Origin of the sequence: Stieleria sedimenti (genome assembly GCF_025060895.1) — a bacterium.
In the GTDB taxonomy this organism is placed as follows: domain Bacteria; phylum Planctomycetota; class Planctomycetia; order Pirellulales; family Pirellulaceae; genus Stieleria; species Stieleria sedimenti.
Window position 1 is genome coordinate 1 of the sequence record NZ_JANZKV010000177.1, and the last position, 20,797, is coordinate 20,797.

11 protein-coding genes are annotated in these 20,797 nt (G+C 59.3%); 5 read left to right on the forward strand and 6 right to left on the reverse strand.

Going from position 1 to position 20,797, the window contains the following annotated elements; genetic code table 11:
* Nucleotides 1-172: 172 nt before the first annotated feature.
* Both NZK35_RS22200 and NZK35_RS22205 read right to left on the reverse strand, forming a co-directional pair.
* On the reverse strand, nucleotides 173-1,426 hold the full coding sequence (locus NZK35_RS22200) for a DUF1559 domain-containing protein (RefSeq protein ID WP_259634717.1): 1,254 nt from the start codon (nucleotides 1,424-1,426) through the stop codon (nucleotides 173-175).
* Nucleotides 1,427-2,048: 622 nt separating this feature from the next.
* Nucleotides 2,049-2,537: a hypothetical protein gene (locus NZK35_RS22205; RefSeq protein WP_259634718.1), complete on the reverse strand. Its 489-nt coding sequence runs from the start codon at nucleotides 2,535-2,537 to the stop codon at nucleotides 2,049-2,051.
* 235 nt (nucleotides 2,538-2,772) lie between these two features.
* Between NZK35_RS22205 and NZK35_RS22210 the strand changes: the two genes are divergently transcribed.
* The 5 genes from NZK35_RS22210 to NZK35_RS22230 all read left to right on the forward strand — a co-directional run bounded on the left by NZK35_RS22210 (nucleotide 2,773) and on the right by NZK35_RS22230 (nucleotide 11,904).
* Nucleotides 2,773-4,266 (forward strand): aldehyde dehydrogenase family protein, encoded by a 1,494-nt coding sequence (locus tag NZK35_RS22210; RefSeq protein WP_259634719.1) that lies wholly within the window; start codon nucleotides 2,773-2,775, stop codon nucleotides 4,264-4,266.
* 26 nt (nucleotides 4,267-4,292) lie between these two features.
* Nucleotides 4,293-5,465 carry a putative glycoside hydrolase family 15 protein gene (locus tag NZK35_RS22215; RefSeq protein WP_259634720.1) on the forward strand — a complete coding sequence of 391 codons (1,173 nt, stop codon included), beginning with the start codon at nucleotides 4,293-4,295 and terminating at the stop codon, nucleotides 5,463-5,465.
* A 17-nt stretch (nucleotides 5,466-5,482) separates the two neighbouring features.
* A complete protein-coding gene (locus NZK35_RS22220; RefSeq protein WP_259634721.1) occupies nucleotides 5,483-8,503 on the forward strand; it encodes a DUF1553 domain-containing protein in 3,021 nt (1,006 codons plus the stop codon).
* On the forward strand, nucleotides 8,493-9,950 hold the full coding sequence (locus NZK35_RS22225) for a DUF1501 domain-containing protein (RefSeq protein ID WP_259634722.1): 1,458 nt from the start codon (nucleotides 8,493-8,495) through the stop codon (nucleotides 9,948-9,950). The genes NZK35_RS22220 and NZK35_RS22225 overlap by 11 nt, the downstream gene beginning before the upstream one ends.
* Before the next feature lie 514 nt (nucleotides 9,951-10,464).
* Nucleotides 10,465-11,904: a sulfatase-like hydrolase/transferase gene (locus NZK35_RS22230; protein ID WP_259634723.1), complete on the forward strand. Its 1,440-nt coding sequence runs from the start codon at nucleotides 10,465-10,467 to the stop codon at nucleotides 11,902-11,904.
* A gap of 78 nt (nucleotides 11,905-11,982) precedes the next feature.
* Here NZK35_RS22230 and NZK35_RS22235 read toward each other — a convergent pair whose 3' ends face one another.
* The 4 genes from NZK35_RS22235 to NZK35_RS22250 all read right to left on the reverse strand — a co-directional run bounded on the left by NZK35_RS22235 (nucleotide 11,983) and on the right by NZK35_RS22250 (nucleotide 20,792).
* On the reverse strand, nucleotides 11,983-12,594 hold the full coding sequence (locus NZK35_RS22235; protein WP_259634724.1) for a hypothetical protein: 612 nt from the start codon (nucleotides 12,592-12,594) through the stop codon (nucleotides 11,983-11,985).
* Nucleotides 12,595-12,925: 331 nt separating this feature from the next.
* A complete protein-coding gene (gene bshB1, locus NZK35_RS22240; protein ID WP_259634725.1) occupies nucleotides 12,926-13,663 on the reverse strand; it encodes a bacillithiol biosynthesis deacetylase BshB1 in 738 nt (245 codons plus the stop codon).
* Nucleotides 13,660-14,883, reverse strand: a complete 1,224-nt coding sequence (locus NZK35_RS22245) for a prenyltransferase/squalene oxidase repeat-containing protein (protein WP_259634726.1) — start codon at nucleotides 14,881-14,883, stop codon at nucleotides 13,660-13,662. Before NZK35_RS22245 ends, bshB1 begins: the two co-directional genes overlap by 4 nt.
* Before the next feature lie 92 nt (nucleotides 14,884-14,975).
* Entirely contained in the window at nucleotides 14,976-20,792 is a 5,817-nt protein-coding gene (locus NZK35_RS22250) for a hypothetical protein (protein ID WP_259634727.1), read from the reverse strand.
* Nucleotides 20,793-20,797 lie beyond the last annotated feature (5 nt).

Sequence of the window (20,797 nt, forward strand, 5' to 3'; positions counted from 1 at the left end):
ATCAGCCGTTTGGCGCGAGCCTACGGGCACCGAGTTGAGCAAACCACGCTTCTCTTAGCGGTATTGGGCTAAAGCCTGCACACCAACACGCATGCCCGTTCCTTCATTGAAAAAGCGGGCGTGGTCGATTGACCACGCCCGCAGGCATTGATTTCAACGGACGTTGAAAATACTACTGGTTCAGCTGCTCTTGGATCGTTTCGGCGCTTGCCTTAGTACCCAGAGCACCCCACAGACCGTAGGGACTTTCGCGACCTGCACCACCGTTGGCACCACGGCCGTCACCGTTGTCGCGACCATAGGGAACGTGGTTTTGGTCACCCGACTCGATCGAGTCCGTGATGAACACTACAGCTCCGTCGCCCATCAGCACGTGAGCACCACCTTGGTGATAACTGGAGGCGCACAAGACGCCACCACCACCGTGCCAACGCTGCATGTTGTAGCTGTTGGGCGGCGTGATCGTGGTGAACACGCTGAACATCGGCCGACCGTCAGACCAACGGCGACCACGCTGGTGGTTGGCGGACTGGTCGTAACATGGGTTGGGGCCCATGCCGCTACCACAGCAACCGGTACAAGGCGGCAAGCCACCGTTGTTGGTGTCGGTGTTGACGTACTGCGGACGCTCGGGGTCCAGGAAGGCTTGTCCTTGAGCCGGCGGGAGATCCCAAACGTCGTTCTGACGAACGATCAAAGTGCCTTTCGCCAAGTTCGTTCGGTCACCGACGATGTTTTCACCACACATGATCGTGTTGGAAAGACCATCTTTGATGTCGCGGAACTTGGTGAAGTGACGCGCCCGGAAGACACCACGGGCCCAACGTTGACCGGCTTCGTCACCCCAGGTTCCACTGGTGCTGGGAACGCCCTGGTCGTTGACGCCACCGTGCTGCTGTTCAAAAATTGCATCGCCGATACAGGCCGAGTAATTGTTGAACGCGACTCGGTTGGAGACCGGTTGGGTCGCATCGCTGGGACATCGATACCCGGGAACCTGAGTCAGCCAAGGCTGATAGTTCTCGTTCCAAGGACGGGGTCCCATTGCCGCGAACGGCGGGTTCTTGATGCTGCCGTCACGGTTCTTGTTGAACGGGTTGGAGACTTGATCCCAAAGACCCTGTTGCTCGATGAACGGCAGCGTCCCGACCATCCAACTCAGCCAGTGCGAATTGTTGAAATCTCCACCGGAACCCGTGTTGTACGTTCCACCTGCGTTCATCGGCAGATTCTTGTACGCCGAGTGATAGTTGTGCAACGCCAAGCCGATTTGCTTGAAGTTGTTACTACAACTCATACGTCGTGCCGCCTCACGGGCAGCTTGGACGGCCGGCAACAACAAGCCGACCAAAATTCCAATGATGGCGATCACCACCAAAAGTTCGACGAGCGTAAATCCAGCCCGCCGATCACGGCTTTTGATCATAAAAAAACTCCAGAAAGATAGGAAGAGAACCGCGACCGTACCCCGTCGCACAGGAGAGCGAGTCATTACGGGCAAAACCCACCCGATTGACAGAAATGTCGCTACCTGCAAAGGAGTTTATGGGACCCGATTACCAGTTTCAACCACAATCTACGCCACTCTTCCAACTTTTATGGATCCGAAATCCACGCTGCGGTGTTACGGACCTGACGATTCAATTCCACGTCCGATTGATCACGATTCGGTCGCGTATGGACCGGCGCGGACGGCATGGGGCAAGCTTGGGGCAAGCATGGCCGAGACTGGCGAGCAAACGGGTCGTTTCTTGTCAGCGATAGTGCGCGAGCGGCCTGTCGATTTCAGCCCGCATGCGTTAGCAAGGGGCCTCGCTGAAGCGTCGCGCCTCACGTCATCGCGTTGAATTCAGAACATCGACTAAATCGACAGGGCGTGAGCCTCTCCGGCCTGCGAAGGTTTTTTCAGGGAAAAAAGTGGGAGGCGAGGGCTCTAACCACCGAAACCTCATGGGCCTTGTTGAAAGGCCCTTCGTACAAACCAATAACGACCGACACGACGACGCCCGAAAGCATCAGTCGCCGCAGACGACTCGTTACGCAGACGACTAGTTACCTTGCGAAGCCGTTTCTTGAGCAGCTTCGTTCATTGCCTTCTCGTAAGCTTCTGCTTCGGCAATTTCGTCCGCGGATTGGGCGTCGGTGGGTGTGAATTCCGCTTCGCCACCGCCACCGCAGCCGGTGATGGAAATGGCAGTAGCGAACAACAAACCAAACAGCGAGGGAGAGAGGGTGCGTTTCATGATCGGTTCAAATGATCTAGCGGAAAGTGAATGACAACAAAGGGAGACGGTCACTCCTAAAAGGTGGTAGAAGTGCACCGCCACGAAGTCTTGATCGTCGATGACCGGCTCGGCATTGTCAAGGACTTTACCCGTACAACTCCTCTGCAGTTCTCTTGTGCCCCGTTGCCATTCGTCCCGGTTTTCCAGATCCCCTAAACCATCGACTCCGTCCTGACGCGCCGGAACTTGGGCGGTGCGCCGGTCAGCGACGGTGAATTTCCATCTCGCGACATCGCTTTGAGACTCCGCCACGCAACGCGGCGTCTGTATCTTGCTAAAATGAACCCGGGAATCAACAGATTTTCTGTTTGATGTTGATCGCTTCGGCCCCGATCGCAGTCATCGGATCGATGGTGCATACCGTCGCTCCGCTCTGCGGCGGTCTGTCGCATGCATCGAGCTGTGTCGGACGAAACGTCAAGATTCCCCCAACACATCTTGCCCCAACACATCACGACCACCGTCCCTTTTTTTTGAGAGGTCTCCCATGAGCACTGCCGTCAAACCTTCACTCCTGCCCGAAGTCGAAGCGTTCTTGGGACGGGGGCGTTTGGCCAGCTTCGTCGGCGGCAAAACGATGGGCTCGGAAAACGACAGTAGCATCGCGACGACCGATCCGGGGTCCGGCGACAAACTCGCCGATGTGGTCGAGCTGACTGCCGAGCAGGTCGACGAGGCGGTCGGCGTTGCCGATGCTGCGTTCAAGCAATCGTCGTGGGCAACGATGCCGGTCAACGAGCGCGCCGCTCTGTTGCACCGCTTGGCCGACGCGGTCGAGAAGCACAAAGCGATCATCGGCCAAATCGAATCGCTCGACGCCGGCAAGGTCCAATCACAGGCTCAAGGCGACGTTCAAAACTTTGCCGACACGATTCGTTACTTTGCCGATATGGGCCAACACCTCAATCCTCGCACCACGTTGGCGGTCAAAGCCCACGAAGCATGGACGGTGCGTCAGCCCTGGGGTGTTTGCGCGTTTATCTTTCCCTGGAATTTCCCGTTCCTGTTGATCGGTTGGGGTATCGCGCCCGCGCTGGCTGCCGGCAACACCGTGGTAATCAAGCCCGCCGAAGACACGCCCTTGTCCGCGATCTATCTGGCGGAATTGGCGAAAGAAGTCGGTCTCCCCGACGGCGTGATCAACGTGGTCACCGGCGGAGGAGCCACGGTGGGTTCGGCACTTTCGGGTAACACCCAAATCAAACGCATGTCCTTCACCGGCTCTCCCGAAGTCGGACGGCTGGTGGGCGAAGCCTGTGGACGCAACCTGGTTCCCGTCAAATTGGAACTCGGCGGCAAGGGAGCCGCGGTGATCTTCAACGACGTCGACGTCGCCGAAACGGCGCAAAAGCTGGCCGGTGCGATCACGTTCCACACCGGACAGGTCTGCTGCGACGCGACACGCTGGTTGGTCCACCAAGACATCTACGACGAGTTCGTCAATCAATGCGTAGACCAGCTTTCCCAAGTCAAAATCGGCTACCAGCTCGACGGTCAGACACAGATGGGACCGGTCGTCAACGCCAAGCAACGCCAACGCGTGCTCAGCTACCTGGAGAAGGGGCAAGCCGAAGGCGCCGAGTGCTTGCTGCCCGGTGGTGCCGCCAAGGTAGAGGGGTACGACGGTCATTTTGTCAAACCGGCCCTACTTGCCGGTTCGCTCGACAACGTCGCCGCCCAAGAAGAAATCTTTGGACCGGTCGCGTATCTGGCACCGTTCAAAACCGAAAGTCAAGCGATCGAGATGGCCAACCACACGCAGTACGGACTGGCCAACAGCGTTTGGACGTCTGACCTGGCGCGCGCCGCTCGGGTTGCCGAGTCGATGATCGCGGGCAACAGTTGGATCAACGCCCACAACGTGTTTGCCCACGGGGTTCCCTACGGCGGTGTGAACCTGAGCGGAATGGGCGGCGGCGTGCTGTCATTCGAAACGCTGATGGATTACTACCGCAGCACCTCGGTCGTCCGGCCGCTGTGATTTTCCTCGACAACGGACTCTACCTGATGAAACGCTCGGCCCGTTTGCGCTCGGCCGGTTTGTTTGCCGCCGTGTTGATTGTTTCGGCCCAGGCCATCACCGTCGCGACGGAACCGGTCCCCGAAACAACATCGACCGTCGCTACCGTTCCCGGTTTCAGCTGGGAACGCGTGCCGTTGAACCTTCACTTCGGAAAACGAACGACCGACTTGACCGATTCGGAAATCGATTTTGTCGCCAGTCGAAGTCGATTGATCTGTTTGGAAAAAAGTCACGGGGCTCGCGTCCATGGCAGCACCGAAGCGGGCATCGCGGACACGGCCAGGCGTATTATCGCACGCAACCCCGATGCGAAGGTATTGTTCTATTTCAACGCCTTCATCAACTGGCCGGGCTACGACGCGTTTGAGACCTATCGCCCCGAGTGGACACTGCGAACGGCGGACGGCGAAATCGTCAAACACCCGTCCGGCACGGCGCGGCCTGATCCGTCCAACGCCGAATTTCGCCGTTGGTGGTCCGACGTCGTCGTGTCGGCCAACCGTTCAGCCCCATTGGGCGGTGTCTTCATCGACGCGCTGCCACAAGCCCTTTCGCCTGGTCTGGCACAGCAAGTCGGTGACGCCAAAGCCCGCGCGGTCGTGGCCGGACTCCGCGAAATGATCGCGATGACGAAACGCAAACTCGGCCCCGACAGCATTGTCCTGGTCAACGGGGTGCGGACCACGGATTTTCGCGAGATTCTGGATTGGGACGGAATCGACGGCGTAATGATCGAACACTTCGGCGCGTTCCGCACCGCCGCCCCGGAAGACCTGAAGGCCGACCTGGACTCGATCGCGATCGCGGCTGCCAAGGGCAAATTTGTTGTCCTGAAGGGTTGGCCGGGATTCAACTGGCTGGATCGCGACATGATGAAACGCCCTTATGCCGAACTGTTGGAACGAGCGCGACAACGGATCACATTCCCGTTGGCATGTTTCTTGGTCGGCGCGCAAACCGGATCGCACTTCTGCTATTCCTGGGGCTACACCGACACCCACGGCATGCTGGATTCGTATCCGGAGCTGGAGCGTCCGCTGGGACCTCCCAAGGCCGATGCGACGTGGCAGGGATTGACCGCCACTCGCGAATTTGAACACGCATCGGTCTGGGTCGATCTGGCCAATCGAGAGGCGCGGATCGATTGGCAGCGATAATTGTAGGAGCGAAGAAGATGGTGCGGAATCGGCTGCTGGCATTCGCGATGGTGTTGCTGGTGACGAGTGCCTCCTCGCGCGGCGCTGACTCACTGTTGGATTTTCAGTCGCAGGTCGCACCGATCCTGCAGCGTCACTGCATTCGGTGTCATTCGCCGAACAACAACCAGGGTGAACTCTCGTTGGCGACGCTCGACGATTTACGTGCGAACGACTACGTCATCGCGGGCGATCCCGAGAGCAGTTATCTGTTGGAATTGATCACGCCGACCGATGGCCAACCGGCGGCGATGCCCAAGGAGTCGAATCCGCTGTCGGATGCCGAAGTCGCTTTGATTCGGCAATGGATCGTTCAGGGAGCGACGTGGCCGAGCGACGTTGTCGTCAAAGAGCGATCCAAGGCGGATGAGACATGGTGGGCGCTGCAGCCGCTGCGTGTCGCGAAACGTATTTCGTCGGATTCAAATATCTCCGACGCGCCCCTTCCCCCCGCGTCGATCGACGAGTTTGTCCGCGGCAAGCTTGCCGACAAACAACTGAAAATGAATCCGCCGGCCGACCGCCGCACGCTGATTCGGCGCGTGACCTTCGATCTGATCGGATTGCCGCCGACACCACAGGATGTGGAATCGTTCGTCGACGACTCCGACCCGATGGCCTACGAGAAACTGGTCGACCGATTGTTGGCGTCACCCCATTACGGCGAACGATACGCACGGCACTGGCTGGATCTGGCGCACTACGCGGACACCCATGGATTTGAACGCGACATGCGGCGCGACAACGCCTGGCGGTATCGAGACTACGTAATCGAATCGTTCAACGAAGACAAACCGTATGACCGCTTTGTTCAAGAACAGATCGCCGGAGATGTCTTGTGGCCGGACGACGACCAGGCCGTGATCGCGACCGGCTTTCTGTCCGCCGGTCCTTGGGACTTTGTCGGTCAAGTTGAAACCAAGAGCGACCAGCTGCGTCGATCGGCTCGCGTGCTGGACTTGGATGACATGACCACGCAGGTCATGACCACCACCATGGCGATGACGGTCAATTGTGCCCGTTGCCACGATCACAAGTTGGACCCGATCTCGCAGCGAGAGTATTACCAGCTGCAATCCGTCTTCGCCGGCGTACGGCGAGAAGCACGCGTCGTCAGCGATTCGTCACTGAAGGCCTACGAATCGGCAAAGCAGCAATGGGTCAGGCGTCGCAACCAGATCGATTTTGAACTCGCCCGACTGGAAGGTGATGGGCTCGACTTGGCGGACATCGTCGGTGGTGGAAACGGAAGCGGCACCGGGACGTTTCGCCAGGGTATCGATGTCCGCAATGCGAAAGTGCAGACTCGCGACTTTGGGAGACTCGGCAACGTCGTTCCCAATCGATTCGCCGCGTCAGATTTTGATTTTGTGGATGGCGTCTTTGTCCCCAGCGGTGAGGCGGGCCAGGCCAAAGTTCCCGTCACCTCGACCGGCATCACCATCAGCGGGCTGCCCACGACTTCCGGCGACGCCTGGGACATGATTCGCAACGGCCCCGTCGCCAGCCAGCATTCACCCGAACTCGACGGAATCGATTTCACCCAAGACGGTCACAGCCTGTTGGGATTACATGCCAACGCGGGGATCACGTTCGACCTGTCCGCGATCCGCCAGAGCCTGGCAGATGGCGCTGCCGAGACGAGTCCGGGCATGCCGCTTCGCTTCACCGCACAACTCGGTTACTTCGGTGCCTCCGGTCCGCATCGTGCCGATGCCTGGGTCTTTGTTGACGGACGAAACGTGGCGGAGTTCAAACAACTCGGCCGCGAGGATGGTTTACAGCCTATCGACCTCGAGCTGTCCGCGGCGGTCCGTTTTCTGACACTCGTGTCGACCGACGGCGGCAACGGAATGGGTCACGATCAAATCGGTTTTGGTGACCCGCGCATCCGCCCGAAAACGTCGCCGACTCGCTCCGATGCCGATGCACATCGCATCGAGACGCTCCGCGGCGAACGTGACCAGGTGACGGCCGAACTGGATGCACTCGGCCCGCCGCCGCGTTTCTATGGGGTGGTCGCCGAGAAAGACTTGCCGGAGGTGCGTTTGTTGACTCGCGGGAATCCGGAAACCCCCAGCGGTGACGTCCTGCCTCCGTCCGCCTTGTCGGCACTGGCGATGTTAGATCCTGAACTTGGGACGGTCACGACGGACGAAGGGCAACGCCGGGTGGCACTGGCGCGCTGGATCACGTCGATCGACAATCCCCTTGTGCGGCGCGTCATTGTCAACCGGCTCTGGTACTGGCATTTCGGCCAAGGACTGGTCGACACGCCCAGTGATTTCGGCTTCGGCGGAGGTCGTCCGTCGCATCCCGAACTGCTCGATTGGCTCGCCGAAGCATTGGTGCATCACGACTGGTCGCTGAAGGCCATGCACCGTTTGATCGTGACCAGCGACACCTACAAACAGTCCAGCCGGCACCGTGAACCGGCGGCCAAGGTTGATGCCGAAAATCGACTGCTGTGGCGACAGAATCGCCAACGCATCGAAGCGGAAGCGATTCGCGACGCCGTGTTGTTTGTCAGCGGCAAATTGAACCTTCGCCGCGGCGGCCCGGGATTCGAAGATTTTGACTACCAGGATGCCTACGCCCCCATCTACACCTACACGACCGCCGACCGTCCGGAATTGTGGCGACGGAGCATCTATCGTTACATCGTCCGGACAACTCCCGATCGATTCCTGACCACACTGGACTGCCCCGATCCGGCCAACCTCACACCCAAGCGGATCACGACCACCACCCCGCTGCAATCGCTGGCCCTGTTCAATAACGACTTCATGCTGAGGCAGGCCCGCTATTTTGCCCAGCGGATTGGGCGTGAGGCGGGAACCGACCCGGCGGCACAGGTTGACCGCGCGTTCGCACTCGCGCTGGGACGGCAACCATCGCAGCAGGAGGCCCAATTGGCGACGGAGTTCGTCGATCGGCAAGGCTTGTTCGCACTGTGCCGGTCGCTGTTTAATTTGAATGAGTTTGTGTATGTCGATTGATCCCCATCACAACGTCGTTCCAAGACTTCCGAACCACTCGCGTCGCACGTTCTTGCAATCGGCGGCCGGTGGCATCGGCTCGCTGGCGTTGACGGCGATGCTCGCCGGCGAAGGACGCGGTGCAGGACACGGCCAGTCGCATCATGCGGCCAAGGCCAAGCGTGTCATCCAGATCTTCTGTCCCGGTGGGATGAGTCAAGTGGACACGTTTGACTACAAACCCGAACTCGACAAACGCGACGGATCGGCGTTCGATCCCGATGGTCAGTTGCAATTCTTTGCGTCCAAGCCGGGCAACTGTCGCGGCAGCCACTGGAAATTTCGCCGCCACGGCCAGTCCGGACTGTGGATGAGCGATCTGTTCCCACGGCTGGCAACCTGCATCGACGATCTGGCGTTTCTTTACTCGATGCACAGCAAGACGGCGCTGCATGGCCCAGCGTGTTTCATGATGAATACGGGGTTCACGCTGCCCGGTTTTCCCAGCATGGGTGCTTGGGTGACCTACGGCCTGGGCAGCGAAGCCGAGGATTTGCCTGCGTTTGTGGTGTTGCCCGATCCGCGCGGGCTGCCGCCCGGCGGGATCATCAACTGGGGTGCCGGTTTTCTGCCGGCGCAACATCAGGCGACCACCCTGGACACGACCGACCCACAACACCCGATCGCCGATCTGTTTCCGCCTACGGACTTTGATCAGGTCACGCCAGCCAGCGATCGAGCCGGATTGAGTTTTCTGCAGCGGTTGAATCAACTGCACCGCCAAACCCGCCCCGGCGACACGGAATTGGACGCGCGGATCAAGGCGTATGAAATGGCAGCCCGCTTGCAGCTGAGTGCTCCCGAAGCCACCGACCTGAGCCGGGAAAGTCAAGCTACCCGAAACCTTTACCAGACCGATCATCCCGACGTCGGTCCGTTCGGACGGCAGTGTTTGTTGGCGCGACGACTGGTCGAGCGTGGCGTGCGATTTGTTCAACTCTATTGCGGAGCGGAGAACACGACGGCCAAGAAGATCCGCCCCAATTGGGACAGCCACGAAGACTTGCCGCGCGACCACGGCTACTGGGGCGCGGTGCTGGACGGTGGCGCCTCGGCGTTGTTGAAGGACCTGAAACAGCGCGGCATGCTGGACGAGACGTTGGTCATCTGCACGACCGAATTCGGACGTCAGCCGGCGGCACAGGGGAATGGCTTGGGGCGCGACCACAATGCCGGAGCCTTCACCGCATGGTTGGCCGGGGGCGGTGTCCGGGGAGGGATCGGATTTGGGGCAACCGACGAGTTGGGCTTCAAGGCGGTCGAAAACCCGACTTACAGCTATGATCTGCATGCCACCGCGCTGCACCTGCTGGGCATCGATCACACGCGACTGACGTATTACCACAACGGCATCGAGCGTCGTCTGACCGATGTTCACGGCCATGTGCTCAAACCGATCCTGGCGTAAAACGCGAGACGCCCGCGACCGCCATCCCAGTGGGAAGCGTCAGCGAGCGGCACGTGCCCTCGTTCCCAGGCTCCGCCTGGAAAAGCACTGTGCTGGAGGCTCCGCCTCTTGGCCGACATCGGTGTGTGGCTTTGCCACATGAGCACGCCGGCGGAGCCGGCTAGGGTGGCAAGCAGGATGCTTACCCCACTTCTCACGCACTGTGCGGGAGGCTCCGCCCAGGCTCCGCCTCTTGGCCGACATCGGTGTGTGGCTTTGCTACATGAGCACGCCGGCGGAGCCGGCTAGGGTGGCAAGCAGGATGCTTACCCCACTTCTCACGCACGGTGCGGGAGGCGGAGCCTCGTGACGAGATGTCATCTCGCCGTCGGTTTTCACACGAAATGTCGCCGACAGCGAAGCCTCATCGCGGAGCGGTGGCTATAACAAAGCCGTCGCGCAACACGAAAACGGTAAGACGATCTTCGCGAAAGGAAATCTCTCTACCTGCATCCCCATCAAGCATCATTTGAAGATGAATCGCATTTATTTATTGCTGCTCTCTGGAATCCTGTTCGGCAACAGCGCCCTCGCGGCACATCCGAATGTGTTGTTGATCGTTTCCGACGACCAGGGATACAACGACTTGGGTGTGCTCGGTAATGGAATCATCACACCGAATCTGGACCGGATCGCGACAGAAGGAACTCGGCTGACAAACTTCTATGTCGCGTGGCCGGCGTGTACACCCTCCAGGGCGAGCCTGTTGACCGGTCGCTATCCGCAGCGAAATGGCATCTACGACATGATTCGCAACGAAGCCCCCGATTACGGTTATCGCTACACGCCGGACCAATATGCGGTCACGTTTGAACGTATCGGCGGAATGGACGTGCGAGAAATCACGATCGCCGACGTGCTGAAACGGTCCCACTACAAGACCGGGATTTATGGCAAGTGGGACCTGGGCAGCCTAAAGCGGTTTCTGCCGACGTCGCGGGGGTTCGACGACTTTTACGGTTTCGTCAATACCGGAATCGATTACTACACCCACGAGCGATACGGTGTGCCAAGCATGTTCCGCAATGAATCGCCGACCGAGGAAGACAAGGGGACCTATTGCACGAACTTGTTCGAACGAGAAGCGTTACGGTTTTTACGTGAGTGGGCCGGCGAAACACCGTTCTTTCTCTACGTTCCCTTCAACGCGCCGCACAATTCCTCCGCGCTCGACCCCGCGATCCGCAGTTCTGTTCAGGCACCCGACGAGTTTAAGAAACTGTATCCGGACGTCGAGATTGAGTATCGGACCACGAACAAACACAAATACGCGGACGATGCGACCGTGACGACAACGGAAGCCCGCCGGCGTGATTACCGAGCGGCGGTCACCTGCATGGATGCGTCGATTGGCAAGCTGCTCGACGCATTGGAAACGAAGGGCTGTCTGGACAACACGATCGTGATCTTCTTTTCCGACAACGGGGGCTCGGGCGGCGCCGACAATTCGCCGCTGCGTGGAAAAAAAGCAACGATGTGGGAAGGCGGCGTTCGCGTTCCCTGTCTGGTCCGCTGGCCCGAGGGGGGCATTCCCGCCGGTGCGATCAACGACCAGTTTTTGACCTCGTTGGAAATCTTCCCCAGTCTTGTCAAAGCGACAGACGCCGAACCGCCCGCCGATGTCACCTTGGACGGATTCGATTGGTGGTCGACACTTCGCGGCGAACAGACGTCACCGCGCCGAGACATGTTCTGGAAACGACGCGACCACCGCGCCGCGCGAATCGGAAACTGGAAATGGATTCAATTGGGCGACCAGAACAGCATGCTCTTCGACTTGCAAACCGACATCGGCGAATCAAACGATCTCGCCGAGCAATACCCCGAAGTCACCCGCGACATTCAAACCCGCTACCAACAGTGGACAGCCGAGATGAACGCAGCCGAGCCCCGCGGTCCGTTTCGCGACTTCTAGCAACTGCATCATGGACAACGTCGCCGTCGACATCCCCCCCTCAAATCACTCGACCAGAGTGCGGCGTGTGAACGTTGACTAAAAGAAAAAGCCCGTCGCAGCTTGCACGATCAGCCTGCCTGCCAATTCGCTTGATTCGTCCTGGATCTCCTTGGGCCGTGGATTCAGCTTGACGGGGATCGGTGAGGAATTGGGACCGTGGCGGAATCCCGGTGCGCGGATGATGGACGCCAACTCGCGATGATCCATCCACGTCACCGTGCAATGGGAGCAACTGTTGATGACCGCGGTGCCCAGTCCGTAGTAAGGATGCGTTTCCATCGGTTGTTCACATGCCGGACAACTGCGTTGTTCCTCCAGTTCGGCAGGGTTCAATGGGATCGGCTTGGCGTCGTCTCCACGATAGCTGGCACGCAATTCGTGCACGATCACGCCCAAACAACCGCTATCGATGACATAGCCGCGACAGTTCGTGCAAAGACACACCCTCCAGCGGTCATGCAATATCGCGAACTGCAGTTCAACGTCGCACTTCGGGCAACGCACTCCGACCGGATCACCCGTCAATTCGATCGGCTCGGACGGATCATCCAGATCCGTCGCAAAGGCGTAGTGCCGACAGTCGGAGCACAGGAAGGTGTCGCGGTTGGGAATTGCGATGAGATCGCCGTTGCACTGGTCGCACTGCATAATCGCTGAACTCGAAAAGAATCAAAACGTGGCCGAAGGATCGGGTGGATCGCTCTCCCGGGGGAGCTTACGTCACGGATTGATGATGGAGAGAGCTTCGATCAAAACAATTTGAAATTGAGACGCAGATGGGGCAAGACGATGCGGGCAGATAGGTGGCACAATGATGGGGGCGATCGGTTGAGGATACGGATCGAGGTCGCTGTCCGAGGCATCTCTGTCAAAATCCTTTGAAAAACTCTCAACTCTCAACTCTCAACTCTCAACTCTCAACTCTCAACTCTCAACTCTCAACTCTCAACTCTCAACTCTCAACTCGAACAGCTAACAGCTAAAACACATCCCGCAGTGACGTCAGCGCCAAGGGCTCTTTGGTGGCGAAGGGTTCTCCGTAGCGGCGGGCGATCAGGTTGCCGAAGTAGGCTCCGTCGGTTTCGATGCGGTCGAGCATCGTCGGTGGCTCGGTCGGGCGGCCGACGACGAACTGGCTTTCGTAGGCGCGGATCGATTCGAGTTTCTGGTCCATCGTCTCGCTGATGTCGACGATCCAACTGGGTTGGACGGCCAGACGCAGATGGATGCAGAAAAAATAAAACGTCCGCTCGGGATGAAAACGTTCTCCCGGCATGTCGGTCTTGCTGAGCTTGGACCAAAACCGGGCCGCTTCGATCAGTTCGGTGGCGACGACATGATCGGGATGGGCGTCGTGAAAATACGGTGCGAACACCCAGCGCGGACGCAGCATCCGAAAGTAGCTGGCGATTCGCTTTCGCGCTTCGAGCGTGTGCTGTAACTCTCGGTTGACCAGGCCCGCATTGCCGCGCCACGTGAGGTTCAAAATTTCGGTTGCACGAATGGTCTCGGCGCGGCGAATGGTTTCGCTGCCGTGCGGCGTTGGTTCCCCGCTGGTCAAATCCAAGATTCCGACCCGCATGCCTTGGCGAATCATCTTGGCGATCGTTCCGCCCATTCCGATTTCGGCATCATCGGGATGCGGCGCGACAACCAGGAAATCGAGCGGCTGGACGTCACCGATCGACTCGGGGCCGTCAGTATGGATTTCGGTCATCGTTGATAGATCGGCAAATAATGGTAGCGCACGGAGAGGGAAAGCAACGCCAGCGAAGTGGAGTAGACCAGGCCGACGTTGCGTTCTTCGCCACCGGGCGACATCCACGATCCGTCGCTACGTTGCCGCGGCAACAACAACGAGGAGACGACGCGGCCGGATTCGTCGGCGTACTTGCCGCCGACCTGGTGCATGCCTTGGGCGTAGTAATACAGTCCGTAGAACAGGTAACGTTCGTTGGTCTTGGGCCGATGGCTGAACAACCAATCCGCCGCCGCGGCCACTTCGGGAGCGTCGTATTGTCCACAGACCTGCATCGCCAGCAATCCGGCTGCCGTCATCGTAAACGAGGGACGTGACTGCCCCGGCGTGTAACTGAAACCGCCTTCGCCGACCCCGGTCGCCGTGCGTCGTCCGGTGAAGGAATTGCGCAGGTACTCGAGGGCTTTGTCGATCGCTTCGGCGGGGACGTTCATCTGATCGTTCTTGGCCGAGCGCAGGGCCATCAGTTGCCAGATCGAAACGGACAGGTCACTGTCGCGTGATTGCGGCGAGTACCTCCATCCGCCTTCGAGCTTTCGTTCTTTTCGGATCGCTTGGGAAGACAGAATCAAGCGGAGGGCACGTTCGAGGCGTTCGTGAATCAGCTCGTTTTGTTTCGGCGTCGCGCCCATGCCAAGCATTTCGGTCAACATCAACGTGACGATCCCGTGGCCGTACATCCGCGACCCGTCGTAGGCGCCGAAATACCCGGAGTCGTTTTGGTGGTCCGGTTTGAGCACGAAGTCGAGTGCGGCACGCATGGCGCGCCCGCGTCGCGTGGGCTCGGCCGGTTCGGTGCCGATCGCCGCCAGCGCCATGATCGCCAACGAGGTGAGTGCAAGTTCGTGGCCGCGGTCGGTGATCGCCCCGGTGGAACGCTGGTTGCGCAGCAGAAACTCGATCGCCCGCTCACAGGCTTGGTCCAATTCGTCGTCGACGTAAAGGTTGTCAATCGATGGTGGTTCATCGGACGATGCCGGTGTCGCCAGCAGTCCGGTCAGCGCGCCGACAAGTGCGAACAGGTCGCGGCGACGGAGACTGGGAGGGTCGCGGAGGAGTTTACGACGACGCGGGGAGGGTCTAGGTGGCTGGGAATCGCTCAGCGACGACCGCTCGACCCTCCCCTCGCTGCGCTCGACCCTCCCTGCCAGGGAGGGTGACTCAAGTTGTGTAGACACCGATGCCTGCCAGGAGGGTGGCGTTGTAGGCGGGATGCTCCAGGTGTGGAAGCGTTCGTGCGCTTCTGCAATCGAGTTTTGGTCCTGTTGCATCATTTCGACTCCGCAGCTCGTTTGGAGAGCGCTTTGAAATAGGCTTTGATTTCGCGCGAGTAGCCCGGCGGAATTTGAATCGATCGGCCTTGTGCGGCATCATCGACTCCGCGGCGACGCAGGTCGCCCCAATCACCGTCGGCGATCGCGCCTTCGATCAGATCGATCTCGTCGGGGCCATCCGGCATGTCGCCTTCGCCGGATTCAGAAATCGGGTTGGGCGACGAGGCATCGGAGTTGGACGGTTCGCCGGGTTGCTCACCGGCTTGTGCCTGTTGCAGACTTTTCAATCTTTCGCGGGCAGCCTGCTGCATTTGGGCTTCGAGCATCTGGGCGAGTGTCGGCGAAGCTTCGACGGCGTTTTGGGGCGGCTGGCCGGATCCGGGGCGACCGTCGGCGTTGGGATCACTGGACGGCTGGCCGCCGGGTTCGTTGCCGGTTTGTCCGCCGGCGGGCTGTCCCTGGTTGCCTTCGGAGGGCTGGCCCGATGCCTGTTGTGAATCGGACGGCTGTTGAGCGGACTGGGACGCTTGAGCGGCGAGCGAACGATCCAGTTCATCAAGGGTTTGAGCCATCTGCCGGGCAGAGGGTTGGTTGCCGGGTTGTTGGCCGGACTCGGATGCATTGCCCGACGGGGTTTGGCTGGACGGTCGGCCGGGCGATTGGGTCGCATCGGCGCTGGCCGATTGACTCGCCGCCGGACTGTCTGAATCCCCCGATTCGCCGGGCGATTGGCTGGACTGACCGTCAGACGACTGCGATTGACCGAGCATCGACTGGACCGCTTCGGCTTGTGCGGCGATTTTTTCCGTCGCATCTTGCAACGCCTCGGCGGCAGCGGCGGCGTTCTTGCTTTCGTCAGCGGTTTGTTCCAGTTCTTCGCCGGCTTGTTTGACGGCCTGCCCGGCCCGCTGCTCGGTCTGCTGCGATGCCTGGGCGAGTTGTTCGGCCGTCCGGTCGTTTTCCAAGCGGGCTTCGTGACGGGACGCGCGGGCCAGATCATCGGCAGCGGCTTGCACATTGTCTTGGACCAACCGTTGCTGTTTGGCAAGGCTTTCGGCCGACTCGGAAGTAGCGCGAAGGTCCGGTGCAATGTCAGACTTTTCGGCGAGTTGACCGAGTTCTTGCGCGAGTTGTTGCAGCCGTTCCGCGGCGCTGTTGGCCAGTTTTTCTCCCAATTGTGCAGCCGGGTTGGCTTTGTCCAGCGGGGTTGCTTTGATCTGATTGATATCGTTGGCGCGTTTGACGGCCTGCTTGCTACGTTCGGTCGCCAAGTCATTGGTTTGGCGAGCCTGCTCGATCGCTCTGGACGCTTCAGCGATCAAGTCTTGTTGTTTTTCCACCTCCCGTTTGTGCCACTCGTTGTTGGGATCCTTCTTCAGCTTGTCCTGGGTTCGCTTCAACGAGTTTTCGGCGCTGCGCTTTTTTTGTTCGTTTTCGCGGACCCGTCGGCCGGCGTCTTTTTCCGCCGACGCCCATTTTTTTCGCTGTTGGTCAAGTGCACGAAGCTCGTCATTGCGCAATTGGTTTTCGTTGCGCTGCATCGATTCCGCGGTGGTGTTGCGTTTCTGTTTGTCACCGTGCAGATCCTTGTCCGCCTGTTGTGCCACTTGTTGGGCAGCTTGCCGGGTTGCGTCGGCAGCCTGTTTGACATCCTGTTGCATCTGGCGTGTTGCCGATTGCAATTCGCTGAGGGTGGGTTTTCCGCGCGAGATCTGTTCGGCTTGGTTGATGGAGTCGTTGAGTTTCTGACGCGTTTGTTCGATTGATTCGCGTGTTTTCGGATCGTCGCCCCAACCGGCGGCTTTCGATGCGGTGGAGAGCGTTCGGTCACGCAACGTCTTTGCCCGAGCGACAAACTCGTCGAGCATCAGTTGTTTTTGACGCTTTTGTTCGGCGAAGGCGTCGTCGTTGGACTCCAATCGACGTTGCAATTCGTCTTCATCTTTGGCCGCCTGTTTCAGGTTCTCGGCGACCTCACCGACGATGTCCTCGGCGATCTCGCTAAGCTCGTTTTGCATCGGTTCATTGCGCTGCAGTTCTTGTTCGAGTTGACGCAACAGTTCGCGTGGGTCCTGTTTAGCGGCATCGGCCATCTCGCTGGCGCTGTCGTATCGCTGCTCCAGTTCTTCGGCGGCTTTCAATTGTGCCTCCGCTTGACGCAGCCGTTCTCGCGACTCCGCGATGTCTTCACCGTTCTCGATTTTTTCAAAGTGATCGGCGGTTTGTTCGAGTCGCTCGGAGAGTTCACCGAGTTTTTGTTCGGCCGATTCGAGTGCCTCGTCGCGTTGCTGATCGGATTGCGCCGCTTCGGCTTCTTTGAGAGCGTCTTTGGTGTCCTGGACTGCTTCGGCAATCAATTCCGCGGCGGCATCGGCATCACGAGCGACTTCCCGCTGCTGATCATCGATGATGTCGGTCGTGTTGGCTTGGTCGATCAGCGCCCCGATGGTCTCGGTCGCTTTCTCGATCGCCTCGTCTTGTAGCGGCTGGACCTCCTCGGCCGATTGTTCGCCGGCGTCGGGCCGTTGGTCGGTTTCCTGTTTGGCCTGTTCCGCTTTTTCAGCGGCTTCGCGTGCCTGTTCGGAAAGCGTCAACACGTAGCGTCGCAGCACGTCTCGCGCCTGTTCCCGCTTATCAGACAGGCCGTCGAGTCCGACGTGCAGGTCACGTGCGAGCGATTCGAGCGGTTTGCCGGCCGATACAAAGGGCTCCTGGTTCCAACGTCGGGGATCGATTCGGTTGTTGGCCTGGGTGTGATCATCGTTGTGGCGAGTCTCATCGATCGGCCGCAGGACCGTCTCCCAGTCGACTTGCGATTGACGTAAGTAGCGGACGCCCAATTCGATCCGGATGTCCTGCAATTTGAACCAAATCGGATGGTAGATCTTTCGCAGCGGTGCAGGATCGCTTTGACTCTCGCCTTCGCGGATCGACAGCCAGTCTTCGCGGGCAGCGGCGATGTCACTGGCCGCCTGCAGCGTACTGATCGCAGCGGCGATGGAGTTCAGGACCCGATCGGCCGGTTCGTCTTCGTAGTCTTGGTAACCGTTTTCGGTGACGTTCTTGATCGCGCGGACGAACAGGTTTTGATCGGCGGCGTACTTCAGATCGACCTTGGACTTGGCGCGATTGAGCTTCTCTTGGCCTGCCGCACGCACCATCAAACGATTCCGTTCGGTCTGCCATTGGAGTTGTCCCCACTGAACCGCCAAGTGGTTCTTGACCGCATCGTCGGCATTGCGATCGCCTTGGGTCGCTTTCTGGGCCGCTTGCCACTCACGTCCGGCGTCAAACAAACGTCGTGTCAGGTCCGACAGGTACCCCATTTCTTTGCGAAGGTCACGCCCCCAACGCAACACGGTGTCGTGAGTTGCGGAATAAACCACGTGTTGGGGTTTGTCTTTGACTTCATCGCGCAACGATTTGAGCACGGCGTAGACTTGATCGCGACGGGCCTGGTCTTCTAACAGCGTTTCGATTTGAAGGTTCCAACGCTGGGACCACCGCATCCAGGAGTCACCGGAAAGATGCTGTGCATGTTGTGGGGATAACAGCGATTCGTATTGTGCGATCAGCCGATCGATTTCAGCCAGTTGACCGGCCACCAGGGTCAGGTAGCGAGGCAGTCGCTGCCGGGGCATGTCATCGACCAAGCGGTTGACGCTTTCACGCAGCATGCTGACGTCGGCATACAGAGACGCAGACAGGGCGAGCGCGAACCGTGCCTGGGCAAACTCGGCCAACCGATCACATTGATAAGCCGTCTGGTTTGCCTCGCGGCCGACGGCTTGGCGATTCTTTTCGTGATCCTTGCTCCAAACGTCTGCCTGATTTTCGGACAGCCATTGCATCTGTTTGATTTGGCCATCCAAACGTGTCTCGACGTCGATGATGGCTCTGCCGACCAATTCGGTCATCGACGCGCTGGCCGTGTTTTGGGTTGCGGTCAGCATTTCAGTCAGACTCTTGACCAACGCGACTGATTCCTGTTGCAACGGTTTCCACTGGCTGTTAATCTCTTCCAGGACTTCAAAGTTTCCCGAGTTGTCGATTTCCTTGAGTCCCTCTGCCAGCTGTTTGGATTGCTGAGACCACTTCATGATGCGGTCGACTTGCCGGGCGAATGGTTGCAGAAACTGATGGCGATCGGCATCAAATCCATCGCCGGCGATCAGAAACTCGATCACCGGCGATTCGGTTCGCGCACCCCGGCGGTCGATGGCGACGAGTCGTGTTCGGACAAGATCTCCCGCGGAAAGCTGTGGCGTTCGTGAGGATTCGCCCAAGCGGTGCATCAAGTCCCAGGACCAGTTGAGATCCAGTTTTCGATTCTCAGCTTCGATCGGCAACGCATACGCATCGAATCGTCCTTCGTTGACGCGGACTTCTTGGATGACGCGTTCCAACGGCAAATCGTCGGCGGCATAAGCAGCCATCTCGACGACGTCTAACGACGACACCATTTGGCTGGGTTTGGTATCGTTAGTCCACCGAATGATCGGGGGCGTGTCCAAGACCGGGGTGATCATGTTCGTCGGGCTGAACGGGTTGTCCAGCCCGCTGCGGACGCTGGTCGCATCGACTTGATATTGACCGGAGGTCTTGATGGAAATCCGAGTCAGAAACTTGGTCGAGGATTCGTCCACGGGTTCCATTTCGCTGCGAGCGCCGCGAACACCGAATCGGACGACCGGGTTTTCAACGGGTTGGTCAAACGTGACGGTCACCTCAGCCGTCGTGCCCTGCAACGCTTTCAAGTCCCCGTGTTCTTCATCAGCAGTGCGATCGTCCAGTCTGGCGTATGTGGGCAAGCGATAGCGTTTCTCATAGCGAACGACACGTGGTCGGGGCAACGGCGTCAGTTCGTGCCAGAGTGTGATCGCGTCACCGGCCGTGATGCGATACTGGATCGGTACCGAGCCGACCGACAAATTGGCCGCAAATCGTCCTCCGGGAACGTCATCGATTGCGACATCACCGGCTGCATCCAGATCGGTACCTCCGGTCGACGCGTCGGATCGGTCACCGGGCCGAAACGCGGACGCGTCCATCCGCGGCGTCATCAGGGACTGGCCGGAGGTTCCGTCAGCACTGCGCCAGTGCAGCATCACATCGTCTGATTCGGCACCTTCGACGCGCACGATCACGCCCACCGCATCCCGTTCGGCGACGTAGCCCGACATCGGGGAGGGTTCCAAGATGGTGACTTTGGTTCGAGACGCTCGTTCGATGGCGAACCCGGGAAGTGCGGCGCGGGCGAAGCGGCGGCCGAATTGCGCCGAGGGGATGAACATCAATGCGACGCAAACCAACGCGACCGTGGATCCACTGAGCACCCAGCGGCGAACCAATCGCAACGGCAACACCTTGCCGACATCCACTTTCGCGATCCTTCGCGCCACGCGGCTTTGCAACAGGCGACGAAAATAAGGTGCCCCGTTGGCGGAATCGGGATTCGACAATTCGACGGCGGCGACAAGGTTTTCGCGCAAGTTCGGGGCGACACTTTCGACGTGACGGGCGATTTCCAACTCGTCGCGGACGGCAAACGACGACAACCCCGTCAGCCACATCGCCGCCGCGGTTGCCACATAGATCCCGATGCTGAGTGTCCAACGCATGGCGTCGCTGAAAAAGAACAGATAATCCAATGTCGCCAGCGCCAGCGCGAGTGAAATGAACACCAGCAGACCGACACCGATCGCGCGGGCGGCCAGCAACATCCCGCGGCGCCGACGGAACGCGGCCAGCGCGCGCGTGGTGATCGGATCCAGCCCCGTTCGGGCCCTTGAGTGTTCACTTACCGTTGCCATTTCTG